The 19,856-nt window shown below is 55.7% G+C and carries 34 protein-coding genes; all 34 read left to right on the forward strand.

The features are described from left to right. On the forward strand, positions 1-1,077 hold a 1,077-nt coding region (tuf, locus tag VJ698_RS20090), incomplete at its 5' end, for an elongation factor Tu (protein ID WP_324104596.1). Positions 1,078-1,164: 87 nt separating this feature from the next. Further along, positions 1,165-1,476 carry a 30S ribosomal protein S10 gene (gene rpsJ, locus VJ698_RS20095; RefSeq protein WP_089400500.1) on the forward strand — a complete coding sequence of 104 codons (312 nt, stop codon included), beginning with the start codon at positions 1,165-1,167 and terminating at the stop codon, positions 1,474-1,476. A 174-nt stretch (positions 1,477-1,650) separates the two neighbouring features. Continuing rightward, entirely contained in the window at positions 1,651-2,307 is a 657-nt protein-coding gene (gene rplC, locus VJ698_RS20100; protein ID WP_324104597.1) for a 50S ribosomal protein L3, read from the forward strand. Between the two features lie 3 nt (positions 2,308-2,310). Continuing rightward, entirely contained in the window at positions 2,311-2,931 is a 621-nt protein-coding gene (rplD, locus tag VJ698_RS20105; RefSeq protein WP_324104598.1) for a 50S ribosomal protein L4, read from the forward strand. Then, positions 2,928-3,245, forward strand: a complete 318-nt coding sequence (gene rplW, locus VJ698_RS20110; protein WP_324104599.1) for a 50S ribosomal protein L23 — start codon at positions 2,928-2,930, stop codon at positions 3,243-3,245. Before rplD ends, rplW begins: the two co-directional genes overlap by 4 nt. Beyond that, the gene (gene rplB / locus VJ698_RS20115) at positions 3,245-4,072 is read left to right on the forward strand and encodes a 50S ribosomal protein L2 (protein WP_324104600.1); all 828 of its coding nucleotides are present in this window, start codon (positions 3,245-3,247) and stop codon (positions 4,070-4,072) included. Before rplW ends, rplB begins: the two co-directional genes overlap by 1 nt. 10 nt (positions 4,073-4,082) lie before the next feature. Further along, positions 4,083-4,358: a 30S ribosomal protein S19 gene (gene rpsS, locus VJ698_RS20120; protein ID WP_163962785.1), complete on the forward strand. Its 276-nt coding sequence runs from the start codon at positions 4,083-4,085 to the stop codon at positions 4,356-4,358. Between the two features lie 8 nt (positions 4,359-4,366). Further along, positions 4,367-4,696: a 50S ribosomal protein L22 gene (gene rplV, locus VJ698_RS20125; protein ID WP_324104601.1), complete on the forward strand. Its 330-nt coding sequence runs from the start codon at positions 4,367-4,369 to the stop codon at positions 4,694-4,696. Positions 4,697-4,705: 9 nt separating this feature from the next. After that, on the forward strand, positions 4,706-5,542 hold the full coding sequence (gene rpsC, locus VJ698_RS20130; protein ID WP_324104602.1) for a 30S ribosomal protein S3: 837 nt from the start codon (positions 4,706-4,708) through the stop codon (positions 5,540-5,542). A gap of 2 nt (positions 5,543-5,544) precedes the next feature. After that, the gene (rplP, locus tag VJ698_RS20135; protein ID WP_324104603.1) at positions 5,545-5,964 is read left to right on the forward strand and encodes a 50S ribosomal protein L16; all 420 of its coding nucleotides are present in this window, start codon (positions 5,545-5,547) and stop codon (positions 5,962-5,964) included. A gap of 12 nt (positions 5,965-5,976) precedes the next feature. Beyond that, the gene (gene rpmC / locus VJ698_RS20140; protein ID WP_324104604.1) at positions 5,977-6,168 is read left to right on the forward strand and encodes a 50S ribosomal protein L29; all 192 of its coding nucleotides are present in this window, start codon (positions 5,977-5,979) and stop codon (positions 6,166-6,168) included. Then, positions 6,168-6,440 (forward strand): 30S ribosomal protein S17, encoded by a 273-nt coding sequence (gene rpsQ, locus VJ698_RS20145; protein ID WP_057289731.1) that lies wholly within the window; start codon positions 6,168-6,170, stop codon positions 6,438-6,440. Before rpmC ends, rpsQ begins: the two co-directional genes overlap by 1 nt. Before the next feature lie 240 nt (positions 6,441-6,680). After that, a complete protein-coding gene (gene rplN, locus VJ698_RS20150) occupies positions 6,681-7,049 on the forward strand; it encodes a 50S ribosomal protein L14 (RefSeq protein WP_040039188.1) in 369 nt (122 codons plus the stop codon). A gap of 9 nt (positions 7,050-7,058) precedes the next feature. Continuing rightward, complete coding sequence (gene rplX, locus VJ698_RS20155; protein ID WP_324104605.1) at positions 7,059-7,373, forward strand: 50S ribosomal protein L24; 315 nt, start codon at positions 7,059-7,061, stop codon at positions 7,371-7,373. Positions 7,374-7,379: 6 nt separating this feature from the next. Then, positions 7,380-7,919, forward strand: a complete 540-nt coding sequence (gene rplE / locus VJ698_RS20160) for a 50S ribosomal protein L5 (RefSeq protein WP_088710702.1) — start codon at positions 7,380-7,382, stop codon at positions 7,917-7,919. A gap of 7 nt (positions 7,920-7,926) precedes the next feature. After that, a complete protein-coding gene (gene rpsN / locus VJ698_RS20165; protein WP_324104606.1) occupies positions 7,927-8,232 on the forward strand; it encodes a 30S ribosomal protein S14 in 306 nt (101 codons plus the stop codon). Between the two features lie 14 nt (positions 8,233-8,246). Further along, positions 8,247-8,642, forward strand: coding sequence for a 30S ribosomal protein S8 (gene rpsH, locus VJ698_RS20170; RefSeq protein WP_324104607.1), 396 nt, complete (start codon positions 8,247-8,249; stop codon positions 8,640-8,642). 10 nt (positions 8,643-8,652) lie between these two features. Beyond that, the gene (gene rplF, locus VJ698_RS20175) at positions 8,653-9,186 is read left to right on the forward strand and encodes a 50S ribosomal protein L6 (protein ID WP_324104608.1); all 534 of its coding nucleotides are present in this window, start codon (positions 8,653-8,655) and stop codon (positions 9,184-9,186) included. A gap of 12 nt (positions 9,187-9,198) precedes the next feature. Beyond that, positions 9,199-9,561, forward strand: coding sequence for a 50S ribosomal protein L18 (gene rplR / locus VJ698_RS20180; RefSeq protein WP_324104609.1), 363 nt, complete (start codon positions 9,199-9,201; stop codon positions 9,559-9,561). A 12-nt stretch (positions 9,562-9,573) separates the two neighbouring features. After that, complete coding sequence (gene rpsE, locus VJ698_RS20185; RefSeq protein ID WP_324104610.1) at positions 9,574-10,095, forward strand: 30S ribosomal protein S5; 522 nt, start codon at positions 9,574-9,576, stop codon at positions 10,093-10,095. 10 nt (positions 10,096-10,105) lie between these two features. Next, complete coding sequence (gene rpmD, locus VJ698_RS20190; protein WP_225984454.1) at positions 10,106-10,285, forward strand: 50S ribosomal protein L30; 180 nt, start codon at positions 10,106-10,108, stop codon at positions 10,283-10,285. Between the two features lie 27 nt (positions 10,286-10,312). Further along, positions 10,313-10,744, forward strand: coding sequence for a 50S ribosomal protein L15 (gene rplO, locus VJ698_RS20195; protein WP_324104611.1), 432 nt, complete (start codon positions 10,313-10,315; stop codon positions 10,742-10,744). A 28-nt stretch (positions 10,745-10,772) separates the two neighbouring features. Beyond that, positions 10,773-12,104: a preprotein translocase subunit SecY gene (gene secY, locus VJ698_RS20200; RefSeq protein ID WP_324104612.1), complete on the forward strand. Its 1,332-nt coding sequence runs from the start codon at positions 10,773-10,775 to the stop codon at positions 12,102-12,104. Between the two features lie 32 nt (positions 12,105-12,136). Continuing rightward, positions 12,137-12,355, forward strand: coding sequence for a translation initiation factor IF-1 (infA, locus tag VJ698_RS20205; protein WP_010812378.1), 219 nt, complete (start codon positions 12,137-12,139; stop codon positions 12,353-12,355). 37 nt (positions 12,356-12,392) lie between these two features. Beyond that, positions 12,393-12,506: a 50S ribosomal protein L36 gene (gene rpmJ / locus VJ698_RS20210; protein ID WP_014004415.1), complete on the forward strand. Its 114-nt coding sequence runs from the start codon at positions 12,393-12,395 to the stop codon at positions 12,504-12,506. Between the two features lie 27 nt (positions 12,507-12,533). Next, positions 12,534-12,899: a 30S ribosomal protein S13 gene (gene rpsM, locus VJ698_RS20215; RefSeq protein ID WP_324104613.1), complete on the forward strand. Its 366-nt coding sequence runs from the start codon at positions 12,534-12,536 to the stop codon at positions 12,897-12,899. A gap of 42 nt (positions 12,900-12,941) precedes the next feature. Further along, positions 12,942-13,346: a 30S ribosomal protein S11 gene (rpsK, locus tag VJ698_RS20220; RefSeq protein ID WP_324104614.1), complete on the forward strand. Its 405-nt coding sequence runs from the start codon at positions 12,942-12,944 to the stop codon at positions 13,344-13,346. A gap of 166 nt (positions 13,347-13,512) precedes the next feature. Continuing rightward, positions 13,513-14,136 carry a 30S ribosomal protein S4 gene (gene rpsD / locus VJ698_RS20225; RefSeq protein ID WP_324104615.1) on the forward strand — a complete coding sequence of 208 codons (624 nt, stop codon included), beginning with the start codon at positions 13,513-13,515 and terminating at the stop codon, positions 14,134-14,136. 97 nt (positions 14,137-14,233) lie between these two features. Continuing rightward, positions 14,234-15,211, forward strand: a complete 978-nt coding sequence (locus VJ698_RS20230; RefSeq protein ID WP_324104616.1) for a DNA-directed RNA polymerase subunit alpha — start codon at positions 14,234-14,236, stop codon at positions 15,209-15,211. A gap of 147 nt (positions 15,212-15,358) precedes the next feature. After that, a complete protein-coding gene (rplQ, locus tag VJ698_RS20235) occupies positions 15,359-15,754 on the forward strand; it encodes a 50S ribosomal protein L17 (RefSeq protein ID WP_324104617.1) in 396 nt (131 codons plus the stop codon). Between the two features lie 176 nt (positions 15,755-15,930). Further along, positions 15,931-16,863 (forward strand): ATP-binding cassette domain-containing protein, encoded by a 933-nt coding sequence (locus tag VJ698_RS20240; protein ID WP_324104618.1) that lies wholly within the window; start codon positions 15,931-15,933, stop codon positions 16,861-16,863. Between the two features lies 1 nt (position 16,864). Next, positions 16,865-17,650, forward strand: coding sequence for an ABC transporter permease (locus VJ698_RS20245; RefSeq protein WP_324104619.1), 786 nt, complete (start codon positions 16,865-16,867; stop codon positions 17,648-17,650). Positions 17,651-17,699: 49 nt separating this feature from the next. Further along, entirely contained in the window at positions 17,700-18,011 is a 312-nt protein-coding gene (gene cutA / locus VJ698_RS20250; protein WP_324104620.1) for a divalent-cation tolerance protein CutA, read from the forward strand. Beyond that, entirely contained in the window at positions 18,004-19,836 is a 1,833-nt protein-coding gene (gene dsbD / locus VJ698_RS20255) for a protein-disulfide reductase DsbD (RefSeq protein ID WP_324104621.1), read from the forward strand. The genes cutA and dsbD overlap by 8 nt, the downstream gene beginning before the upstream one ends. Positions 19,837-19,856 lie beyond the last annotated feature (20 nt).

A 19,856-nucleotide genomic window follows, 5' to 3' on the forward strand; every position in this document is an offset into this window, starting at 1 on the left:
AAGTTTGGCGGCGAGGCGAAGAAATATGACGAAATCGACGCGGCGCCGGAAGAAAAGGCGCGCGGCATCACGATCAACACCGCGCACGTCGAATATGAGACCGCCAACCGCCACTATGCGCACGTCGACTGCCCCGGCCACGCGGACTATGTGAAGAACATGATCACGGGCGCCGCGCAGATGGACGGCGCGATCCTGGTGTGCTCGGCCGCAGACGGCCCGATGCCGCAAACCCGCGAGCACATTCTGCTGGCCCGTCAGGTCGGCGTGCCGTACATCATCGTGTTCCTGAACAAGTGCGACATGGTGGACGATGCCGAACTGCTCGAACTGGTCGAGATGGAAGTGCGTGAACTGTTGTCGAAGTACGAATTCCCGGGCGATGACCTGCCGATCATCCGCGGTTCGGCCAAGCTGGCGCTGGAAGGCGACAAGGGCGAGCTGGGTGAGCAGGCGATCATGAAGCTGGCCGAAGCGCTGGACAGCTATATCCCGACGCCGGAGCGCGCCATCGACGGCGCCTTCCTGATGCCGGTGGAAGACGTGTTCTCGATCTCCGGCCGCGGCACCGTGGTGACCGGTCGTGTTGAGCGCGGCATCGTGAAGGTCGGCGACGAAATCGAAATCGTTGGCATCCGCGACACCCAGAAGACCACCTGCACGGGCGTGGAAATGTTCCGCAAGCTGCTGGACCAGGGTCAGGCAGGCGACAACGTCGGCGTGCTGCTGCGCGGCACCAAGCGTGAAGACGTCGAGCGTGGCCAGGTGCTGGCCAAGCCGGGTTCGATCACCCCGCACACCCACTTTACTGGCGAGATCTACGTGTTGTCGAAGGAAGAGGGCGGACGCCATACCCCGTTCTTCAACAACTATCGTCCGCAGTTCTACTTCCGTACCACGGACGTGACGGGCGCGATCGAGCTGCCGAAGGACAAGGAAATGGTGATGCCGGGTGACAACGTTTCGATCACGGTGAAGCTGATCAACCCGATCGCGATGGAAGAAGGCCTGCGCTTCGCGATCCGCGAAGGTGGCCGTACCGTCGGCGCCGGCGTCGTTGCCAAGATCATTGAGTAATCCGGTTGCAGGATTGACTTCCGCTCTTTGACTAAACAATGCCGCGAGTTGCTGCCGACTCGCGGCCTGCTCTTTTAAGGAAAAGCCATGCAAAACCAGAAAATCCGCATCCGCCTCAAAGCTTTTGACTATCGTTTGATTGATCAGTCCGCACTCGAGATCGTCGACACTGCAAAGCGAACCGGCGCAGTGGTCAAGGGCCCCGTTCCGCTCCCGACGCGCATTCAGCGCTTCGACGTACTGCGTTCCCCGCACGTCAACAAGACTTCGCGTGACCAGTTCGAAATCCGCACTCATCAGCGCCTTATGGATATCGTTGATCCGACCGACAAGACCGTCGATGCGCTAATGAAACTGGACCTGCCGGCCGGCGTGGACGTAGAAATCAAGCTGCAGTAATGCACCAAGTGTTATAGCTCGCACATACCACAATTTCTCGAAAAAGTGGATTGTGAAATGAAAAAATGCGGGTTATAATGCTCGGCTTCGGTATTGGCATGGAACGCCGTCCCAATACGTTTTGGTAGTACAAACATCAGCCCCGCCCAATCGCAGGCGGGAATGGAGAAAACAATGAGCCTGGGCCTTGTTGGTCGCAAGGTTGGTATGATGCGCATCTTCACGGATGATGGGGATACAATTCCTGTTACTGTGCTCGACGTGTCTAACAACCGCGTGACACAAATCAAAACAGACGAAACGGATGGCTACACCGCCGTTCAGGTCACCTTCGGTCAGCGTCGCGCATCCCGCGTCAACAAAGCGGCAGCCGGCCACCTCGCAAAGGCGGGCGTGGAAGCTGGTACCGTTCTCAAGGAATTTCGTATCGATACAGCCAAGGCTGCCGAACTGAAAGCTGGCGATACCATTGCTGCCAGCTTGTTCGAAGCCGGCCAGAAAGTGGACGTGCAAGGCGTCTCGATTGGTAAAGGCTACGCCGGTACGATCAAGCGCTATAACTTCGGCTCCGGCCGCGCAACACACGGTAACTCGCGTTCGCACAACGTTCCTGGCTCTATCGGTATGGCCCAGGATCCGGGTCGCGTTTTCCCGGGTAAGCGTATGACCGGTCACCTTGGTGACGTCGTCACCACAGTACAGAACCTTGAAATTGCCCGCGTCGACGCTGAACGTCAACTGCTGCTGGTCAAGGGGGCTGTGCCGGGTGCAAAGAACGGCCAAGTGATCGTTCGCCCAGCTGTCAAAGTCAAAGCAAAGAAGGGAGCCTAATCGATGGAACTGAAGCTCCTGAATGACCAGGGTCAAGCGGCTTCTAATGTTGCGGCGCCGGATACTATTTTCGGCCGTGATTACAACGAGGCGTTGATTCATCAGGTCGTGGTTGCCTACCAGGCGAATGCTCGTAGCGGCAACCGCAAGCAAAAAGACCGTGAGGAAGTGAGTCACACGACCAAGAAGCCGTGGCGTCAGAAAGGTACTGGTCGTGCCCGGGCCGGTATGTCATCCTCTCCGCTGTGGCGTGGTGGTGGTCGCATTTTCCCGAATACTCCGGACGAAAATTTTTCGCACAAAGTCAACAAGAAGATGTATCGCGCAGGTGTCTGCTCGATTCTGTCGCAGTTGGCTCGCGAGGATCGTTTGTCGGTCGTGGAAACGCTTTCCGTCGATGCGCCCAAGACCAAGCTCCTCGCGCAGAAGTTGAAGGGTATGGGGCTCGATTCTGTACTCGTCATTACCGATAACCTCGACGAAAACCTGTTGCTCGCTTCGCGCAATCTGCCGAACGTACTGGTTGTCGAGCCGCGTCATGCCGATCCTGTCTCGCTGGTGTTCTACAAGAAGGTCCTGATCACCAAGCCGGCATTGGCGAAGATTGAGGAGATGCTGGCATGAACGCGATTGTCAAGCACAGCGAAGAGCGTCTGATGAAAGTGCTGCTCGCTCCGGTTATTTCGGAGAAAGCAACCTTTGTCGCCGAGAAAAATGAGCAAGTTGTTTTCCGCGTCGCTCCTGATGCAACCAAGCCGGAGATCAAGGCGGCTGTTGAGTTGCTGTTCAAGGTCCAAGTGGAATCGGTGCAAGTGGTGAACCGCCAAGGCAAGCAGAAGCGTGCCGGCCGTTTCACTGGTCGCCGCAACCACACCCGTCAGGCCTATGTATGCCTGAAGCCGGGCCAGGAAATCAACTTCACCGAGGAGGCTAAATAATGGCACTCGTGAAAATGAAGCCGACGTCGGCAGGCCGCCGCGGCATGGTCAAGGTCGTTAATCCCGATCTGTACAAAGGCCGTCCGTTTGCCGCTCTCGTCGAAAAGAAATCGAAGACTGCAGGCCGTAACAATAACGGTCACATCACTACCCGTCATATCGGCGGTGGTCATAAGCATCACTATCGTGTCGTTGACTTCCGTCGTAACAAGGACGGTATCCCGGCGAAGGTCGAACGTCTCGAATACGATCCGAATCGCAGCGCACATATCGCACTTTTGTGCTATGCCGACGGTGAGCGTAAATATATCATCGCTCCGAAAGGTGTTGCTGTCGGTGACCAACTGATGAATGGCGCAGAGGCGCCGATCAAGTCCGGCAACTGCCTGCCGATTCGCAACATCCCTGTCGGCACAACAATGCATTGCGTTGAGATGTTGCCCGGTAAGGGCGCGCAGATCGCGCGTACCGCGGGCGCCGGCGTCGTGCTGATGGCTCGCGATGGCTCGTACGCGCAGGTCCGCCTGCGCTCCGGCGAAGTTCGCCGCGTACACATCGAGTGCCGTGCAACTGTCGGTGAGGTTGGTAATGGCGAACATAATCTGCGCAAGATCGGTAAGGCGGGCGCGACGCGTTGGCGTGGCATTCGTCCGACGGTCCGTGGCGTGGTAATGAACCCGATCGATCACCCGCACGGTGGTGGTGAAGGCCGTACCTCTGCAGGTCGCCACCCGGTATCTCCATGGGGTCAGCAGACTAAGGGCAAGAAGACTCGGAGCAACAAGCGTACGACTTCGATGATCGTCTCTCGCCGTGGCAAGAAATAAGGGGTAACACATGACACGTTCATTGAAAAAAGGGCCGTTTTGTGACGCCCACCTGATCAAGAAGGTCGAGACTGCTCAAGCGTCGAAAGACAAGAAGCCGATAAAGACTTGGTCTCGCCGTTCGACGATCATGCCAGACTTTATCGGCCTGACAATCGCTGTACATAATGGCAAGCAGCACGTGCCGGTGTATGTCTCCGAGAACATGGTTGGTCACAAGCTCGGCGAATTTGCGCTGACCCGTACCTTCAAGGGTCACGCCGCTGACAAGAAGGCTAAGAAATAAGGTCCGATATGGAAACTAAAGCTACCCTCCGTGGCGCGCGCCTGTCGGCTCAAAAAGGCCGCCTTGTCGCCGACCTGATCCGCGGTAAAAAAGTTGATCAAGCGTTGAACATCCTTGCCTTCAGCCCCAAGAAGGGCGCGGTCGTTATCAAACAAGTGCTCGAATCCGCGATTGCGAACGCAGAGCACAACGATGGCGCGGATATCGACGAGCTGAAAGTCAAGACGATTTACGTCGAAAAAGGTGCGGTTATGAAGCGCTTCATTGCACGCGCTAAGGGCCGTGGTGATCGCTTCTCGAAGCAAACCTGTCACATCTACGTGACTGTCGGTAACTAAGGAGTCACGATGGGACAGAAAATTCATCCAACCGGCTTCCGTCTCTCGGTTACGCGCAACTGGGCATCCCGCTGGTACGCTGGAAACAGCAACTTCGCTACCATGCTCAACGAGGATCTCGATGTTCGCGCTTATCTGAAGAAGAAGCTGAAGAACGCATCCGTTGGCCGTATCGTGATCGAGCGTCCTGCGAAGAACGCACGCATTACGATATTCAGCTCACGTCCGGGCGTTGTTATCGGCAAGAAGGGCGAGGACATCGAAGTGCTGAAGTCCGACCTGACCAAGCTCATGGGTGTGCCGGTACACGTCAACATCGAAGAAATCCGCAAACCAGAAGTTGATGCGCAATTGATCGCTGACTCAATCGCGCAGCAACTCGAAAAGCGCATCATGTTCCGTCGTGCCATGAAGCGTGCAATGCAAAATGCAATGCGCCTAGGGGCCCAGGGCATCAAGATCATGTCCTCGGGACGCTTGAACGGCATCGAAATTGCTCGCAAAGAATGGTATCGCGAAGGCCGTGTGCCTCTGCACACCCTGCGTGCAGATATCGACTACGGGTTCGGGGAAGCGGAAACGACTTATGGCATCATCGGCATCAAGGTCTGGGTCTATAAAGGCGACCGTCTTGCAAGCGGCGAGGCGCCGACTATCGAGGCTCCGGCCGATGAAGAGAAAAAGCGTCGCGGTCCCCGCCGTGATGACGGAAAGCCGGGCGGACGTCCGCGCGCCAAGAAGGCTGAGGGCTCCGATGGCGCTTCGGCCACAACATCGGCTGGCAAGCGTGTTCGTGCCCCCAAGAAGGCTGATGGCGCTGCACCGGCTGAGAAAGCAGGAGAATAAACATGCTGCAACCAGCACGCAGAAAATATCGTAAAGAGCAAAAAGGTCGCAACAAGGGTATTTCGCATGAGCGCGGCACGGCTGTGTCCTTCGGCGAATTCGGCCTGAAAGCAGTGGCTCGTGGGCGCATTACCGCACGCCAGATCGAAGCGGCGCGTCGTGCCATGACCCGTCACATCAAGCGGGGTGGGCGTATTTGGATTCGTATTTTTCCGGACAAGCCGATCTCGCAAAAGCCTGCCGAAGTCCGCATGGGTAATGGCAAGGGCAATCCCGAGTACTATGTGGCAGAAATCCAGCCCGGTAAGGTGCTGTACGAGATGGACGGCGTCGACGAAGCACTGGCTCGAGAAGCCTTCCGCCTGGCGGCTGCCAAGTTGCCGCTTGCGACCACGTTTGTGCTTCGCCAAGTCGGTCAATAACAGGAGTGAAATATGAAAGCATCTGAACTCCGCGGCAAGGATCAGCCGGCTCTTCAAAAAGAGCTCAACGAGTTGCTCAAGGCGCAGTTCAGCCTGCGTATGCAAATCGCGACGCAGCAGCTGAACAATACCGCTCAACTCAAGAAGGTGCGCCGCGATATCGCGCGCGTGAAAACGGTCATCAATCAGAAGGACGCCAAGTAATGAACGATCAAGTGAAGCAGTCGCTCAAGCGCACCCTGATTGGCAAGGTGGTCTCTGACAAGATGGATAAGACCGTGACCGTTCTGGTCGAGCGTCGCGTCAAGCACCCGCTGTACGGCAAGATCGTTGTCCGTTCGAACAAATATCACGCGCACGACGAGGCGAATCAGGCGAAGGAAGGCGATACCGTAGAGATCCAGGAGGGTCGCCCAATCTCCAAGACGAAGGCATGGTCTGTGACCCGCGTGGTGCAGGTCGCGCAGATCGTCTAAAGATTGTAGTTGCGAGCCCGGCATTTTGGTGTCATAATGCTGGGCTTGGTTCTCGCAACGGCGACGAACTAGGTAGTGCCCTTGCAGTTCGAAGAATGGCGCGGCAATAAATAGCGCTGCAGCAGTTTTTGTAACCGTCCACCTAATCAGCGCGACTACGTTAAGTCGGGCTGACGGGACCAAGACTGACCGCAAGCCCGCCTGGGCGGTTGAGCGGATTAAGTTGGGAAAGAAAATACTATGATTCAAACTGAAAGCCGGCTCGAGGTAGCCGACAACACGGGTGCGCGTGAAGTCATGTGCATTAAGGTGCTGGGTGGTTCCAAGCGCCGTTATGCAAGCATTGGTGACGTTATCAAGGTGACGGTCAAGGTTGCTGCGCCGCGCGGTCGCGTGAAAAAAGGTGAAATTTATAATGCCGTGGTCGTTCGCACGGCCAAGGGTGTGCGCCGCCAAGATGGTTCGTTGGTTAAGTTTGACGGCAATGCGGCAGTGCTCTTGAATAATAAGCTTGAGCCAATCGGCACGCGTATTTTTGGGCCGGTGACGCGTGAGTTGCGCACGGAGCGCTTCATGAAAATCGTTTCGCTCGCGCCTGAAGTTCTGTAAGGAGTCGTCATGGATAAGATTCGGAAAAACGACGAAGTCGTCGTCCTGACTGGTAGGGACAAGGGCAAACGCGGCGTGGTCAAGCAGCGGGTTGGTGCTGAATACGTTGTAGTTGAGGGGGTCAATGTCGCCAAGAAGGCGATGCGTCCGAACCCGATGACCGGTGCAACTGGCGGTATCGTTGACAAATTGATGCCAATTCATGTCTCAAACGTTGCCTTGTTTAACGCGGCAGCTGGTAAGGCAGATCGTGTAACGGTCAAAGAGGTGGACGGTAAGAAGGTTCGCGTCTTTAAGTCCAATGGCGAAGTCGTTAAGGTGTAGGACATCATGGCCCGTCTCCAACAATTCTATAAAGATAAAGTCGTCGCTGACCTGACCACGAAGTTTGGTTACAAGTCAGTGATGGAAGTCCCGCGTCTGACCAAGATCACCCTTAACATGGGCTTGTCTGAGGCTGTTGCGGACAAGAAGATTATTGAGCATGCCGTCGGGGATCTGACCAAGATCGCCGGCCAGAAGCCTGTGGTGACCAAGGCTAGGAAGGCGATTGCCGGCTTCAAGATTCGTGAGGGTTATCCGATCGGTTGCATGGTCACTCTGCGTGGCGCTCGCATGTACGAGTTCCTGGATCGCCTGATTACGGTTGCGCTTCCCCGCGTTCGCGATTTCCGTGGTGTTTCCGGCCGTGCGTTTGATGGTCGTGGAAACTACAACATCGGTGTGAAAGAGCAAATCATTTTCCCCGAAATCGAGTACGACAAGATTGACGCACTGCGTGGTATGAATATCAGCATCACCACAACCGCGAAGACCGACGACGAAGCGAAAGCGCTCCTCGCCGCATTTAAATTCCCGTTCAGAAACTGAGGATGCCATGGCAAAACTGGCACTGATTAACCGTGAACAAAAGCGCGCCGAGCTGGTAAAGAAATATTCAGCCAAGCGCGCCGAGTTGAAGGCAATCATCGACGATCAAACGAAATCGGAAGAAGAGCGTTATGAGGCGCGTCTGAAGCTACAGGCGCTGCCGCGTAATGCGAATCCGACCCGCCAACGCAACCGTTGTACTTTGACTGGTCGTCCGCGTGGAACTTTTCGGAAGTTCGGATTGGCTCGTATCAAGCTCCGTGAGATCGCTATGCGCGGCGAGATTCCGGGTATGACTAAAGCTAGCTGGTAATAGGAGAACAAGCAATGAGTATGAGCGATCCTATCGCCGATATGCTGACCCGCATCCGCAATGCCCAAGGCGTGCAGAAGACCTCGGTTGCAATGCCGTCGTCTAAAGTTAAAGTGGCTATTGCCAACGTCCTGAAAGATGAGGGCTATATTGAGGATTTCGCCGTGTCCGAAGCAAACGGCAAAGCCGAGTTGAAAATTGGCCTGAAGTATTATGCCGGACGCCCGGTTATCGAACGCCTTGAGCGGGTATCGCGGCCTGGTCTGCGCATCTACAAGGGCAAGGGTGCTATTCCTCAAGTGATGAATGGTCTCGGTGTGGCAATCGTGTCGACGCCGAAGGGTGTCATGACGGACCGCAAAGCGCGCGCAACCGGTGTCGGTGGCGAAGTCATTTGCTACGTGGCCTAAGGAGTGCAAGATGTCTCGTGTAGGTAAAATGCCGATTGCACTGCCGAATGGCGCGGAAGCGACCATCAGTGCAGAGCAGATTATTGTAAAAGGCCCGCTGGGCACGCTTAGCCAGGGCTTGAATGGCCTGGTTAAAGTGGAAAACGAAAACGGAACGCTGAATTTCTCGCCGGCCAACGAAAGTCGTGAGGCCAATGCGATGTCTGGTACCCTTCGCGCGTTGGTCAACAACATGGTGATCGGTGTTACCAAGGGCTTCGAGAAGAAACTCTCGCTTGTAGGCGTCGGCTTCCGCGCCCAGGCACAAGGCGACAAGTTGAACCTTTCGCTCGGTTTCTCGCACCCGGTGGTTCATCAGATGCCCGCAGGCGTTAAGTGCGAGACTCCTACTCAGACAGAAATTCTGATTAAGGGTGTCGACAAGCAACGCGTTGGACAGACCGCCGCTGAAGTTCGCGCTTACCGCTCTCCTGAACCCTATAAAGGTAAAGGCGTTCGCTATGCGGACGAAGTGGTAACACTCAAAGAAACCAAGAAGAAGTAATAGGGGTTGACGATGGACAAGAAACAATCACGTCTGCGCCGCGCACGCCAAACCCGCGCCAAGATCGCAGAGTTGAAGGTAAATCGCCTGGCCGTGCATCGTACCAACCTGCACATCTACGCAAACATTATCAGCCCAGACGCCAAGATACTCGCCTCCGCTTCGACGCTGGAAGCGGAAGTTCGTCAGGAATTGGCTGGCAAGTCGGGCAAGGGCGGTAACGCTGCAGCGGCGGCGCTTGTTGGTAAGCGGGTGGCAGAGAAGGCTCTGAAGGCCGGGATCTCCGAGGTCGCATTCGACCGCTCCGGTTTCCGCTATCACGGCCGCGTCAAGGCGGTCGCTGAGGCGGCACGTGAAGCCGGTCTGAAGTTCTAAGGAAGAATCGTCATGGCAAAAATGCAAGCAAAGACGCAGCAGGGCGAAGAGCGCGACGACGGTATGCGCGAAAAAATGATCGCGGTTAATCGCGTGACCAAGGTGGTCAAGGGCGGCCGTATCATGGGTTTTGCTGCACTTACAGTAGTGGGCGACGGCGATGGCCGTATCGGTATGGGGAAGGGCAAGTCCAAGGAAGTGCCAGTTGCCGTACAGAAGGCGATGGAAGAGGCGCGCCGCAAGATGATTAAAGTAACCCTGAAGAACGGCACTCTCCAGCATACGGTTACGGGCAAGCATGGCGCATCAACGGTGATGATTTCGCCGGCGAAGGACGGTACTGGGGTAATTGCTGGCGGACCGATGCGCGCTATTTTTGAAGTCATGGGCGTGACGAACGTGGTCGCAAAATCGTACGGATCGACGAATCCTTATAACATGGTGCGCGCAACCTTGAATGGGTTGGCCAACATGAGCACTCCGTCGGAAATCGCAGCCAAGCGCGGCAAGTCGGTTGAAGAAATTCTCGGTTAAGGTGATCCGAATGGCAAACACTATCAAGGTGAAACTGGTCAAAGGCTTGATCGGAACCCGTCAGGACCATCGCGCAACTGTACGCGGTCTTGGTCTGCGTCGCGTGAACTCGGTCTCGGAACTGCAAGACACGCCGGCTATCCGCGGCATGATCAACAAAGTTTCGTATCTCGTGAAAGTGGTTTCGTAAGCATCAAGCTTGCGAACGGAGTAAATCATGGAATTGAACAACATTCAACCGGCAACCGGCGCCAAGCATGCAAAGCGCCGTGTCGGACGCGGTATTGGGTCGGGTCTTGGCAAGACTGCCGGCCGTGGTCACAAGGGACAGAAATCGCGTTCAGGCGGTTTCCACAAAGTCGGTTTTGAAGGCGGGCAGATGCCGCTCCAACGCCGCCTTCCAAAGCGCGGGTTCAAGTCACTGGCTGCGCCATTTAAGGCAGAGGTACGTTTGGGTGATCTTGATAAGCTGCCCGTTGCAGAAATCGATGTGCTCGCTCTGAAGCAGGCCGGTCTCGTTCCCGAACTGGCCCGTATCGTTCGTATTATCAAGGCAGGCGAAATCACCAAGAAAATAGCGGTCAAGGGACTTGTCGCGACCAAGGGCGCCAAGGCGGCAATCGAAGCCGTCGGTGGCTCGATTGCTTAACGCCTTCCCGCTTTGTTCGGAGCAATAATTGGCGACGACACCTCAACTAGCTAAGAGTGCAGCAAGCGGCTTCCCATGGGGTCGCCTGTGGTTCCTGCTTGCCGCGTTGGTTGTATATCGCATCGGAGCACACATTCCGGTTCCTGGTATTGACCCAACCCAGTTGGCTGAGCTGTTCAAACAGAACCAAGGAGGCATCCTTGGCATGTTTAACATGTTCTCTGGCGGTGCATTATCGCGCTTTACTGTTTTTGCGCTTGGGATCATGCCGTATATCTCGGCTTCGATCATCATGCAGCTGATGTCGATTGTGTCGCCACAGCTTGAAGCGTTGAAAAAGGAAGGCGAGGCAGGTCGGCGTAAAATTACGCAGTACACACGCTATGGAACATTGGTTCTTGCAACCTTCCAAGCATTAGGCATTGCTGTCGCGCTGGAGTCCCAACCAGGGTTGGTACTTGACCCTGGGCTCGCATTTCGGTTCACCACTGTGGTGACTCTGGTGACAGGAACAATGTTCCTGATGTGGTTGGGTGAGCAAATTACCGAGCGCGGATTGGGTAACGGCATCTCGATTATTATTTTCGCCGGTATCGCCGCCGGTTTGCCGAATGCTATTGGCGGTTTGCTTGAACTTGTGCGCACAGGATCGATGAACGCACTCTCGGCGATTTTGATTTGCGTGATTGTTGCAGCGGTGACTTTCTTGGTGGTGTTCATTGAGCGTGGGCAGCGGAAGATTCTCGTGAACTACGCGAAACGGCAAGTGGGCAACAAGATTTATGGCGGACAGAGCAGCCATCTGCCGCTGAAGTTGAATATGTCCGGTGTTATCCCGCCGATTTTTGCGTCGTCGATCATATTGTTTCCTGCGACAATAACAAGTTGGTTTACGTCCGGCGATACGTCGAATTCGTTCGTGCGTTTTTTAAAGGATCTAGCAGCATCGCTGGCGCCAGGTGAACCGATTCATGCGTTGTTGTACGCTATCGCAATCGTTTTTTTCTGCTTCTTTTATACGGCACTCGTATTTAACAGCAAGGAAACGGCTGACAACCTGAAGAAGAGTGGTGCATTCGTGCCCGGGATTCGTCCAGGTGAGCAAACTGCCCGGTACATCGACAAGATCTTGATGCGTTTGACCTTGGTCGGCGCGGTATACATCACGTTGGTGTGCTTGCTCCCGGAATTTTTGATCGCACGGTGGAAAGTGCCTTTCTATTTCGGTGGTACGTCGCTGCTGATCATTGTCGTAGTGACGATGGATTTCATGGCACAAGTACAGAATTACGTGATGTCGCAGCAATATGAATCGCTGCTACGTAAAGCGAATTTCAAGGGTGGCATTCCCATGCGCTGACCGTGGGTAGCCCAGAAAAACGAGCAGAGCGAATGGCAAAAGACGACGTAATTCAAATGCAGGGCGAGGTTCTCGAGAATCTTCCGAATGCAACATTTCGAGTCAAGTTGGAAAACGGGCATGTTGTTCTCGGGCACATTTCCGGAAAGATGCGAATGAACTATATCCGTATTCTTCCAGGGGATAAAGTCACGGTGGAATTGACGCCTTATGATTTAAGCCGGGCACGTATTGTGTTCCGCACGAAGTAAGTAAAAAGTAACCAGAGCTGAAAGAAAGAGGGCAAAAATGAAAGTGCTCGCATCAGTGAAGCGGATCTGCCGCAACTGTAAGATCATCAAGCGCAAGGGCGTTGTCCGTGTCATCTGCACGGAGCCGCGCCACAAGCAGCGCCAGGGTTAATTAACGTTATTGATCGAGGAATAACGAATGGCACGTATTGCAGGGGTGAATATCCCCAATCACCAACACACCGTTATCGGCTTGACCGCGATTTATGGTATTGGCCGTCCGCGCGCGCAGAACATCTGCGAGCAGACGGGTGTTCCGACCACGAAGAAGGTCAAGGATCTGGACGATAACGAGCTGGAGAAACTGCGCGACGCGATTGGCAAGTTCGTCGTCGAAGGTGACCTGCGTCGTGAAGTCTCGATGAACATCAAGCGTCTGATGGATCTGGGTTGCTATCGTGGCCTGCGTCACCGCAAGGGCCTACCCGTTCGTGGTCAGCGTACACGTACGAATGCCCGCACCCGCAAGGGGCCGCGCAAGGCAGCGCAGTCGCTGAAGAAATAAGCCAGCGCAGTTTGACTCGTAGTCGGATTCAAGGAAATCAAAATGGCAAAAGCCCCGAATAGCGCCGCAGCAGCACGCGTGCGCAAGAAAGTTAAAAAGAATGTTGCCGAAGGCATCGCGCATATTCACGCGTCCTTCAACAACACCATCATTACTATTACTGATCGCCAGGGAAATGCGCTGTCATGGGCAACATCGGGCGGCGCCGGTTTCAAGGGTTCACGCAAGTCGACTCCGTTTGCGGCGCAGGTCGCGGCAGAAGCCGCCGGCAAGGTGGCGATGGAATGCGGTGTGAAGAATCTCGAGGTTCGCATTAAAGGACCTGGCCCTGGCCGCGAGTCCGCGGTGCGCGCACTGAACGCGCTTGGCATCAAAATCACTCAGATTCAGGACGTGACACCTGTGCCGCATAATGGATGCCGTCCGCCGAAGCGCCGTCGGATCTAGAGGCGTACGGGTTACGCACCAAGTATTGGAGTAAGTTGCCCGCCAACGATCTTGGCGGGCTTTGTTCTTAAGACCACCGTCTGGTTGAAGGTCAATCAGACTAGCGCCTGGCAGATGCCGATTTATACGGATCTGGACGGGGCGTCATTTAAATAAGGAAATCAACGTGGCACGTTACATTGGACCTAAAGCTAAACTGTCCCGTCGTGAAGGGACTGATCTTTTTCTGAAGAGCGCACGCCGCTCGCTGGACTCGAAGTGCAAACTTGACTCCAAGCCGGGTCAGCATGGCCGGACGTCTGGGGCACGTACTTCGGACTACGGTAACCAGCTGCGTGAGAAGCAGAAGGTCAAGCGCATGTACGGTATTCTTGAACGCCAGTTCCGCCGTTATTTTGCGGAAGCGGACCGCCGCAAAGGCAACACGGGTGAAAACCTCCTGAAGCTGCTTGAATCGCGTCTTGATAATGTTGCGTACCGCATGGGCTTTGGCTCCACGCGTGCCGAAGCGCGCCAGCTCGTAAGCCACAAGGCTCTTACTGTGAATGGCCGTGTAGTCAATATTGCTTCCTTCCAAGTGAAGGCTGGTGATGTGGTGGCAGTGCGTGAGAAGGCCAAGAAGCAGACGCGTATCGTTGAAGCATTGTCGCTCGCGGAGCAAACCGGTATGCCCTCGTGGGTATCCGTCGATGGCAAGAAGATGGAAGGTACGTTCAAAGCAATGCCTGATCGCGGCGAGATCGCCAACGATGTGAACGAATCCCTGATCGTTGAATTGTATTCGCGCTAATATCGATATCTCCTGCCCCGTAGAGCGGGGCAGGTTTCTTTGTAATGCCATCAGCCTTATCGGTGTAACGAGCCGAGGGTATTGAAAAGGACATTTCATGCAAAACAACCTGTTGAAACCCCGAATTATCGAAGTTGAGGCACTTGGCTCCGGCCACGCGAAGGTCGTGATGGAGCCGTTTGAGCGCGGTTACGGCCACACACTGGGTAATGCGCTGCGGCGAGTATTGTTGTCGTCAATGGTCGGCTACGCGCCGACTGAAGTGACGATCGGCGGTGTGGTGCACGAATATTCGTCGCTGGACGGTGTTCAGGAAGACGTGGTGGACCTCCTGTTGAATCTGAAAGGGGTAGTGTTCAAGCTGCACAATCGCGATGAGGTAACGCTGACCCTCAAGAAGGAAGGGGAAGGCGCAGTACTTGCCTCGGATATTGATCTTCCGCACGACGTGGAACTGATCAATCCCGATCACGTGATCGCACATCTGACCGCCGGCGGCAAGTTGGATATGCAAATCAAGGTTGAAAAGGGACGCGGTTATGTACCGGGCAATGTGCGGCGTCTTTCCGAAGACGCGAACAAGACCATCGGCCGTATTGTCCTTGATGCGTCCTTCTCGCCGGTGCGTCGCGTTTCCTATGCTGTCGAGTCTGCCCGTGTCGAACAGCGGACCGACCTCGATAAGCTCGTCATGAACATCGAGACAAACGGCGTGATTTCGCCGGAAGAAGCGATTCGCCAATCTGCGCGAGTGCTCGTTGACCAGTTGAATGTGTTTGCCGCACTCGAAGGTACCGAGGCCGCTGCTGAAGCACCCTCGCGTGCACCGTCTGTGGACCCGATCCTGCTGCGCCCGGTGGACGATTTGGAGCTCACGGTTCGCTCCGCAAACTGTCTGAAGGCCGAAAACATTTACTATATCGGCGACCTGATTCAGCGCAGCGAGAACGAATTGCTCAAGACCCCGAACCTCGGTCGCAAGTCGCTCAACGAGATCAAGGAAGTACTCGCATCCCGCGGTCTGACTTTGGGCATGAAGCTGGAAAACTGGCCGCCGGCTGGTCTCGAGAAGTAATTCTCTGCGGGAGCGGGGGAATGCCGCTCCCGGTTGAATCTGCAGTGCAAACTGAAAGCATTAACAACATGAATTACCGGCCCGCGAGAGGTTAGCACCGATCGATAGAAGAGCTGGACCTAAAACAGAAACCTGAAAGGAAATACCATGCGTCACCGCCACGGCCTCCGCAAACTGAACCGTACGTCTTCACATCGCCTCGCGATGCTGCGCAACATGACCGTTTCCCTGCTGCGCCATGAAGCAATCAAGACCACTTTGCCGAAGGCAAAGGAACTGCGTCGCGTAGTCGAACCGATCCTCACTCTTGGTAAGACTGATAACCTGTCCAACAAGCGTCTGGCATTCAATCGCCTGCGCGATCGTGAAATCGTGGGCAAACTGTTCTCGGAACTCGGCCCGCGCTATGCCACCCGTAACGGCGGCTATATCCGCATTCTGAAGATGGGGTTCCGCCAAGGCGACAATGCGCCGATGGCCTTTGTTGAACTGGTTGATCGTCCGGAAATCAGCGATGCTGCTGAAGTACCGACCGCGGAGTAATGCCGCGGTTGTCTGCTTGCGTAGAAAAAAGCCAGGCACTGCCTGGCTTTTTTTGCTTTCTAGGCGAAAACTCTTTGCGAATCAGGCATTGCACTGCGTGCCAGAGTGCCCAGCGCCTGGGAATCGAATTTTTATCTATGGCAAGATGTACGTTTTCGTTGCAATGAAGATTTCATATGCCTGAATCCGCCATTCTGTCCGTTGTTGAGCTCCGCAAATCGTATGGCAACGGGGCATCGCGGAGTATGGTCGTTGATGGCTTGTCATTCAGTCTTCGGCGAGGAGAATGCTATGGCTTGCTCGGACCAAACGGTGCAGGGAAGACGACGACGCTGCGCCTGTGTCTTGGTTTAACCGCGCCAGATAGCGGCGAAATCTTCCTGGTGGGCCGACGCATTCCCGAAGATGCCCGGCCGGCGCGGCTGCGGGTGGGAGTGGTGCCGCAAAGCGACAATCTCGATCCCGATTTCACCGTCGCAGAAAACCTGTTGGTGTTCGGCCGATACTTCGGAATGATCGATAACGAGATACTGAGACGCATTCCCCGGCTGCTTGAGTTCGCAAACCTGACAGCCAAGAAAGATGCCAACATCGGCGAACTGTCGGGCGGCATGAAACGGCGCCTGACGCTTGCCCGCGCCTTGATCAACGATCCTGACCTGATTTTTATGGATGAGCCGACGACCGGACTGGATCCGCAGGCCCGCCACATGATATGGGATCGATTGAAAACTCTCCTTGCAGGAGGAAAGACCATTGTGCTGACGACGCACTTCATGGACGAAGCGGAACGTCTTTGCGACCGGCTGGCCGTGATCGACCATGGCAAGATGATCGCAGAAGGATCGCCGCGTGATCTGATCGGGCAACATATTGAGGCCGAGGTGGTCGAAGTGTATGGCGATAACGCGCGGACATGGGGTAACAGCGAAGGAAGGCAGAAATCCGCGCGCATCGAGGTCAGCGGCGAGACGGTGTTCTGCTACACGAACGATGCTCAGCCCTTGCTGGCGAGCCTGCATGACATGTCCGGAGTGCGCTATTTGCATCGACCGGCGAACCTGGAGGATTTGTTCTTGAAACTGACGGGCCGGGAGATGAGGGATTGACATGAGCGCATCGGTGTATGCCTTGCCGGGTTTTTCCCTCCGCTTTTTCCCGATCTGGCGTCGCAACTTCCTGGTCTGGAAAAAGCTCGCGTTTGCCAGCATCCTCGGCAACATTGCGGACCCACTGATTACCCTGGTCGCGTTCGGCTACGGATTGGGCAGCCTGCTGCACACCGTCAATGGAATACCTTACATCCATTTCCTGGCGTCCGGATCAATCTGCATGTCGATCATGATGGCAGCCTCGTTCGAAACGCTCTATTCGGCGTTTTCACGCATGCACGTGCAGAAGACGTGGGACGCGCTGCTGAACGCGCCGCTGGCGCTTGACGACGTCGTCTTTGCTGAAATGTTATGGGCGGCAAGCAAGTCGTTGATTTCCGGCATGGCGATCCTGCTGGTGATTTTCATGCTCGGGATTGGGCTTCATCCGCATATCCTCCTGGTGCCGCCATTGCTGTTTCTAATCGGCATGACTTTTGCATCGATAGGTTTGATCGTGAATGCGCTGGCGCGCGGATATGATTTCTTTACCTACTACTTCACGCTGGTGTTGACGCCGATGATTTTCCTGTCGGGCGTGTATTATCCTACTGCACAGCTGCCGACATGGCTGCAGGCATTCGCGAAAGTACTTCCGCTCGGTGCCGCAGTGCGCCTGATCCGCCCGCTGGTACTTGGCGAGTTGCCTGCCGCGCCTTGGGGGGAAATTGGCATACTGCTCACTTACTGCGTGGGTGGCTTTTATGTCGCCACGATACTGACGCGCCGCCGGCTGTTGAAATGATTGTCAGCTTTCTGGCTGGACTTCGACTATGCACGAGACGTTACTGGTCATGACCAACATTCCGGATGAAGCCGTTGCGCATGCGCTCGCGCACCGGCTCGTGGAGCGTCGGCTTGCCGCTTGCGTTAATGTGCTGCCTGCAGTGCGCTCCATCTATCAGTGGCAGGGTGCGATCGAGGAGGCCGTTGAAGTGACGATGCTGGCTAAGACGACGCCGTCGCGTTATCCAGAATTAGAGGCTGAAATCAGAGCAGGGCACCCATATGAAGTGCCGGAAATCATTGCACTTCCAATCGTTGCCGGATTGCCGGCATATCTCGGGTGGATTGCATCGGAAACCAGGAAGGACACAAATGTTTAGCTTATTAAGGCGGTGGGCGGACAGGACGGCTCATATCCGTCTTCTCACGGCAATTTTTGCCGCCATCGCCTGTTTTGTGGCGCCGCTTTCGCAGGCTGGCGACAATTTTCTCGAGCCTGAGAAAGCATTCCGGTTTTCGGCACGCATGCTGGATGCAAAGACGGCGGAAGTCACCTACGACATCGCGGAAGGGTACTACATGTACCACGATCGCTTTGCCTTCAAGGCCGACGGCGCGAAGCTGGGGCAGCCGTCAATCCCCAAAGGCAAGGTGAAGTTCGACGAGACTTTCCAGAAGGACGTTGAGACCCATCGCAAGTCGGTCGCCATTACTATTCCAGTCGAGGCGTCCGGCAATTTCACACTCAAGTCTACGGGGCAGGGGTGCGCCGATCAGGGGTTATGCTATCCGCCGATGGAATCGGTGGCAATGCTGTCGCCTGCAGAAGCGGGAAGCGCTGCACCGACGGGGCTTGTCGGAGGGGGGGCAGCTGCAGGCATCAGCAGCGTAGCAGCTTCCTCGTCTGATCCTGAAATGGGCCGTATCGAGGCCTCGCTTCGCAGCGGAAAGCTAGTTGCAATCCTGCCGCTGTTCCTACTGCTCGGCCTTGGCTTGGCGTTCACCCCATGCGTCCTACCGATGGTTCCGATCCTGTCTTCGATCATTGTCGGGGAGGGAACGCATGTCAGCCGCAGCAGGGGTTTCACCTTGTCTGCGTCGTATTCGCTGGGGATGGCGCTCGTCTACACCTTGCTTGGTGTCGCCGCTGGCCTGATCGGCGAGGGCCTCGCGGCAGCCTTGCAGAACCCTTGGGTGCTGTCGACATTTGCGCTCCTGATGGTGCTGCTGTCGCTGTCGATGTTTGGCGTATATCAGATCCAGATGCCGGCGGCGATCCAGACCAGGCTGACGATGGTTTCGGAACGCCAGGCCACCGGGAAGCTGTTTGGCGTGTTCGCGATGGGAGCGATATCTGCACTGATCGTCGGACCGTGCGTCGCGGCCCCGCTTGCCGGCGCACTGCTCTACATCAGCCAGACGCGCGATATCGTTATTGGCGGCAGTGCACTGTTCGCAATGGCAATCGGCATGAGCTTGCCGCTGCTGATGGTCGGCGTGTCCGCGGGCGCCTTGCTGCCGCGCGCAGGTGCATGGATGGAATCTGTCAAGTTCTTCTTCGGCGTCGTGATGCTCGGCATGGCGTTGTGGATCGTTACGCCGGTGATTCCGGGTTGGGTGCCGATGCTGGGGTGGGCCGCTCTTGGCATTGGTTATGGGATCTATCTGATGAGGGGCAAGCGCTGGGGCTGGATTTCCAAGGCAATCGGCCTCTCCGTGGTGAGCCTGGGGCTCGTGCAGCTGGTCGGCGCAGCAACCGGCGGCACGGATGCGCTGTCGCCTTTGTCGCACTTGGTTGGTGGCGTGCACAAGACGAATTTCAAGCGTGTCAAGACAACGGCTGAACTGGATGACATGCTGGCCAAGTCGAGCGGCAAAGCCGTGATGCTCGATTTTTACGCCGATTGGTGCGTGTCCTGCAAGGAAATGGAAAAACTTACCTTCAGCGATCGGCGTGTGCAGGCGCAGTTTGCCAATATGGTACTGCTGCAGGCGGACGTGACTGCCAATAACGACGATGACAAGGCATTGCTGAAGCGTTTCCAGCTTTTCGGACCGCCGGGAATTATCTTCTTCGATGCGCAGGGCCGCGAGGTGCAGGGATCGCGCGTGATCGGCTACCAGGACGCGGACAGGTTCCTGCAGTCACTGGCGCGGGCAACGGCGCAAGCATCATCGACCATAGCCACGCTGCCGGAAAAATAACGCCAAGACGGTCAAACCAC

This window comes from Noviherbaspirillum sp. (genome assembly GCF_035254685.1).
Classification (GTDB): Bacteria; Pseudomonadota; Gammaproteobacteria; order Burkholderiales; family Burkholderiaceae_D; genus Noviherbaspirillum.

Coding starts and splice junctions, on each gene's coding strand:
- dsbD (WP_324104621.1), top strand. CDS start 18,004: ATGTTTAGCTTATTAAGGCGGTGGGCGGACAGGACGGCTCATATCCGT.
- VJ698_RS20230 (WP_324104616.1), top strand. CDS start 14,234: ATGCAAAACAACCTGTTGAAACCCCGAATTATCGAAGTTGAGGCACTT.
- rplC (WP_324104597.1), top strand. CDS start 1,651: ATGAGCCTGGGCCTTGTTGGTCGCAAGGTTGGTATGATGCGCATCTTC.
- rpmC (WP_324104604.1), top strand. CDS start 5,977: ATGAAAGCATCTGAACTCCGCGGCAAGGATCAGCCGGCTCTTCAAAAA.
- rpsK (WP_324104614.1), top strand. CDS start 12,942: ATGGCAAAAGCCCCGAATAGCGCCGCAGCAGCACGCGTGCGCAAGAAA.
- rpsN (WP_324104606.1), top strand. CDS start 7,927: ATGGCAAAACTGGCACTGATTAACCGTGAACAAAAGCGCGCCGAGCTG.
- rpmD (WP_225984454.1), top strand. CDS start 10,106: ATGGCAAACACTATCAAGGTGAAACTGGTCAAAGGCTTGATCGGAACC.
- rplO (WP_324104611.1), top strand. CDS start 10,313: ATGGAATTGAACAACATTCAACCGGCAACCGGCGCCAAGCATGCAAAG.
- rplB (WP_324104600.1), top strand. CDS start 3,245: ATGGCACTCGTGAAAATGAAGCCGACGTCGGCAGGCCGCCGCGGCATG.
- rplR (WP_324104609.1), top strand. CDS start 9,199: ATGGACAAGAAACAATCACGTCTGCGCCGCGCACGCCAAACCCGCGCC.
- rplF (WP_324104608.1), top strand. CDS start 8,653: ATGTCTCGTGTAGGTAAAATGCCGATTGCACTGCCGAATGGCGCGGAA.
- rplN (WP_040039188.1), top strand. CDS start 6,681: ATGATTCAAACTGAAAGCCGGCTCGAGGTAGCCGACAACACGGGTGCG.
- rpsS (WP_163962785.1), top strand. CDS start 4,083: ATGACACGTTCATTGAAAAAAGGGCCGTTTTGTGACGCCCACCTGATC.
- rpsE (WP_324104610.1), top strand. CDS start 9,574: ATGGCAAAAATGCAAGCAAAGACGCAGCAGGGCGAAGAGCGCGACGAC.
- rpsQ (WP_057289731.1), top strand. CDS start 6,168: ATGAACGATCAAGTGAAGCAGTCGCTCAAGCGCACCCTGATTGGCAAG.
- rpsC (WP_324104602.1), top strand. CDS start 4,706: ATGGGACAGAAAATTCATCCAACCGGCTTCCGTCTCTCGGTTACGCGC.
- VJ698_RS20245 (WP_324104619.1), top strand. CDS start 16,865: ATGAGCGCATCGGTGTATGCCTTGCCGGGTTTTTCCCTCCGCTTTTTC.
- rplW (WP_324104599.1), top strand. CDS start 2,928: ATGAACGCGATTGTCAAGCACAGCGAAGAGCGTCTGATGAAAGTGCTG.
- rplX (WP_324104605.1), top strand. CDS start 7,059: ATGGATAAGATTCGGAAAAACGACGAAGTCGTCGTCCTGACTGGTAGG.
- rplP (WP_324104603.1), top strand. CDS start 5,545: ATGCTGCAACCAGCACGCAGAAAATATCGTAAAGAGCAAAAAGGTCGC.
- rpmJ (WP_014004415.1), top strand. CDS start 12,393: ATGAAAGTGCTCGCATCAGTGAAGCGGATCTGCCGCAACTGTAAGATC.
- rplV (WP_324104601.1), top strand. CDS start 4,367: ATGGAAACTAAAGCTACCCTCCGTGGCGCGCGCCTGTCGGCTCAAAAA.
- rplQ (WP_324104617.1), top strand. CDS start 15,359: ATGCGTCACCGCCACGGCCTCCGCAAACTGAACCGTACGTCTTCACAT.
- rpsJ (WP_089400500.1), top strand. CDS start 1,165: ATGCAAAACCAGAAAATCCGCATCCGCCTCAAAGCTTTTGACTATCGT.
- rpsH (WP_324104607.1), top strand. CDS start 8,247: ATGAGTATGAGCGATCCTATCGCCGATATGCTGACCCGCATCCGCAAT.
- VJ698_RS20240 (WP_324104618.1), top strand. CDS start 15,931: ATGCCTGAATCCGCCATTCTGTCCGTTGTTGAGCTCCGCAAATCGTAT.
- cutA (WP_324104620.1), top strand. CDS start 17,700: ATGACCAACATTCCGGATGAAGCCGTTGCGCATGCGCTCGCGCACCGG.
- infA (WP_010812378.1), top strand. CDS start 12,137: ATGGCAAAAGACGACGTAATTCAAATGCAGGGCGAGGTTCTCGAGAAT.
- rplE (WP_088710702.1), top strand. CDS start 7,380: ATGGCCCGTCTCCAACAATTCTATAAAGATAAAGTCGTCGCTGACCTG.
- rpsM (WP_324104613.1), top strand. CDS start 12,534: ATGGCACGTATTGCAGGGGTGAATATCCCCAATCACCAACACACCGTT.
- rplD (WP_324104598.1), top strand. CDS start 2,311: ATGGAACTGAAGCTCCTGAATGACCAGGGTCAAGCGGCTTCTAATGTT.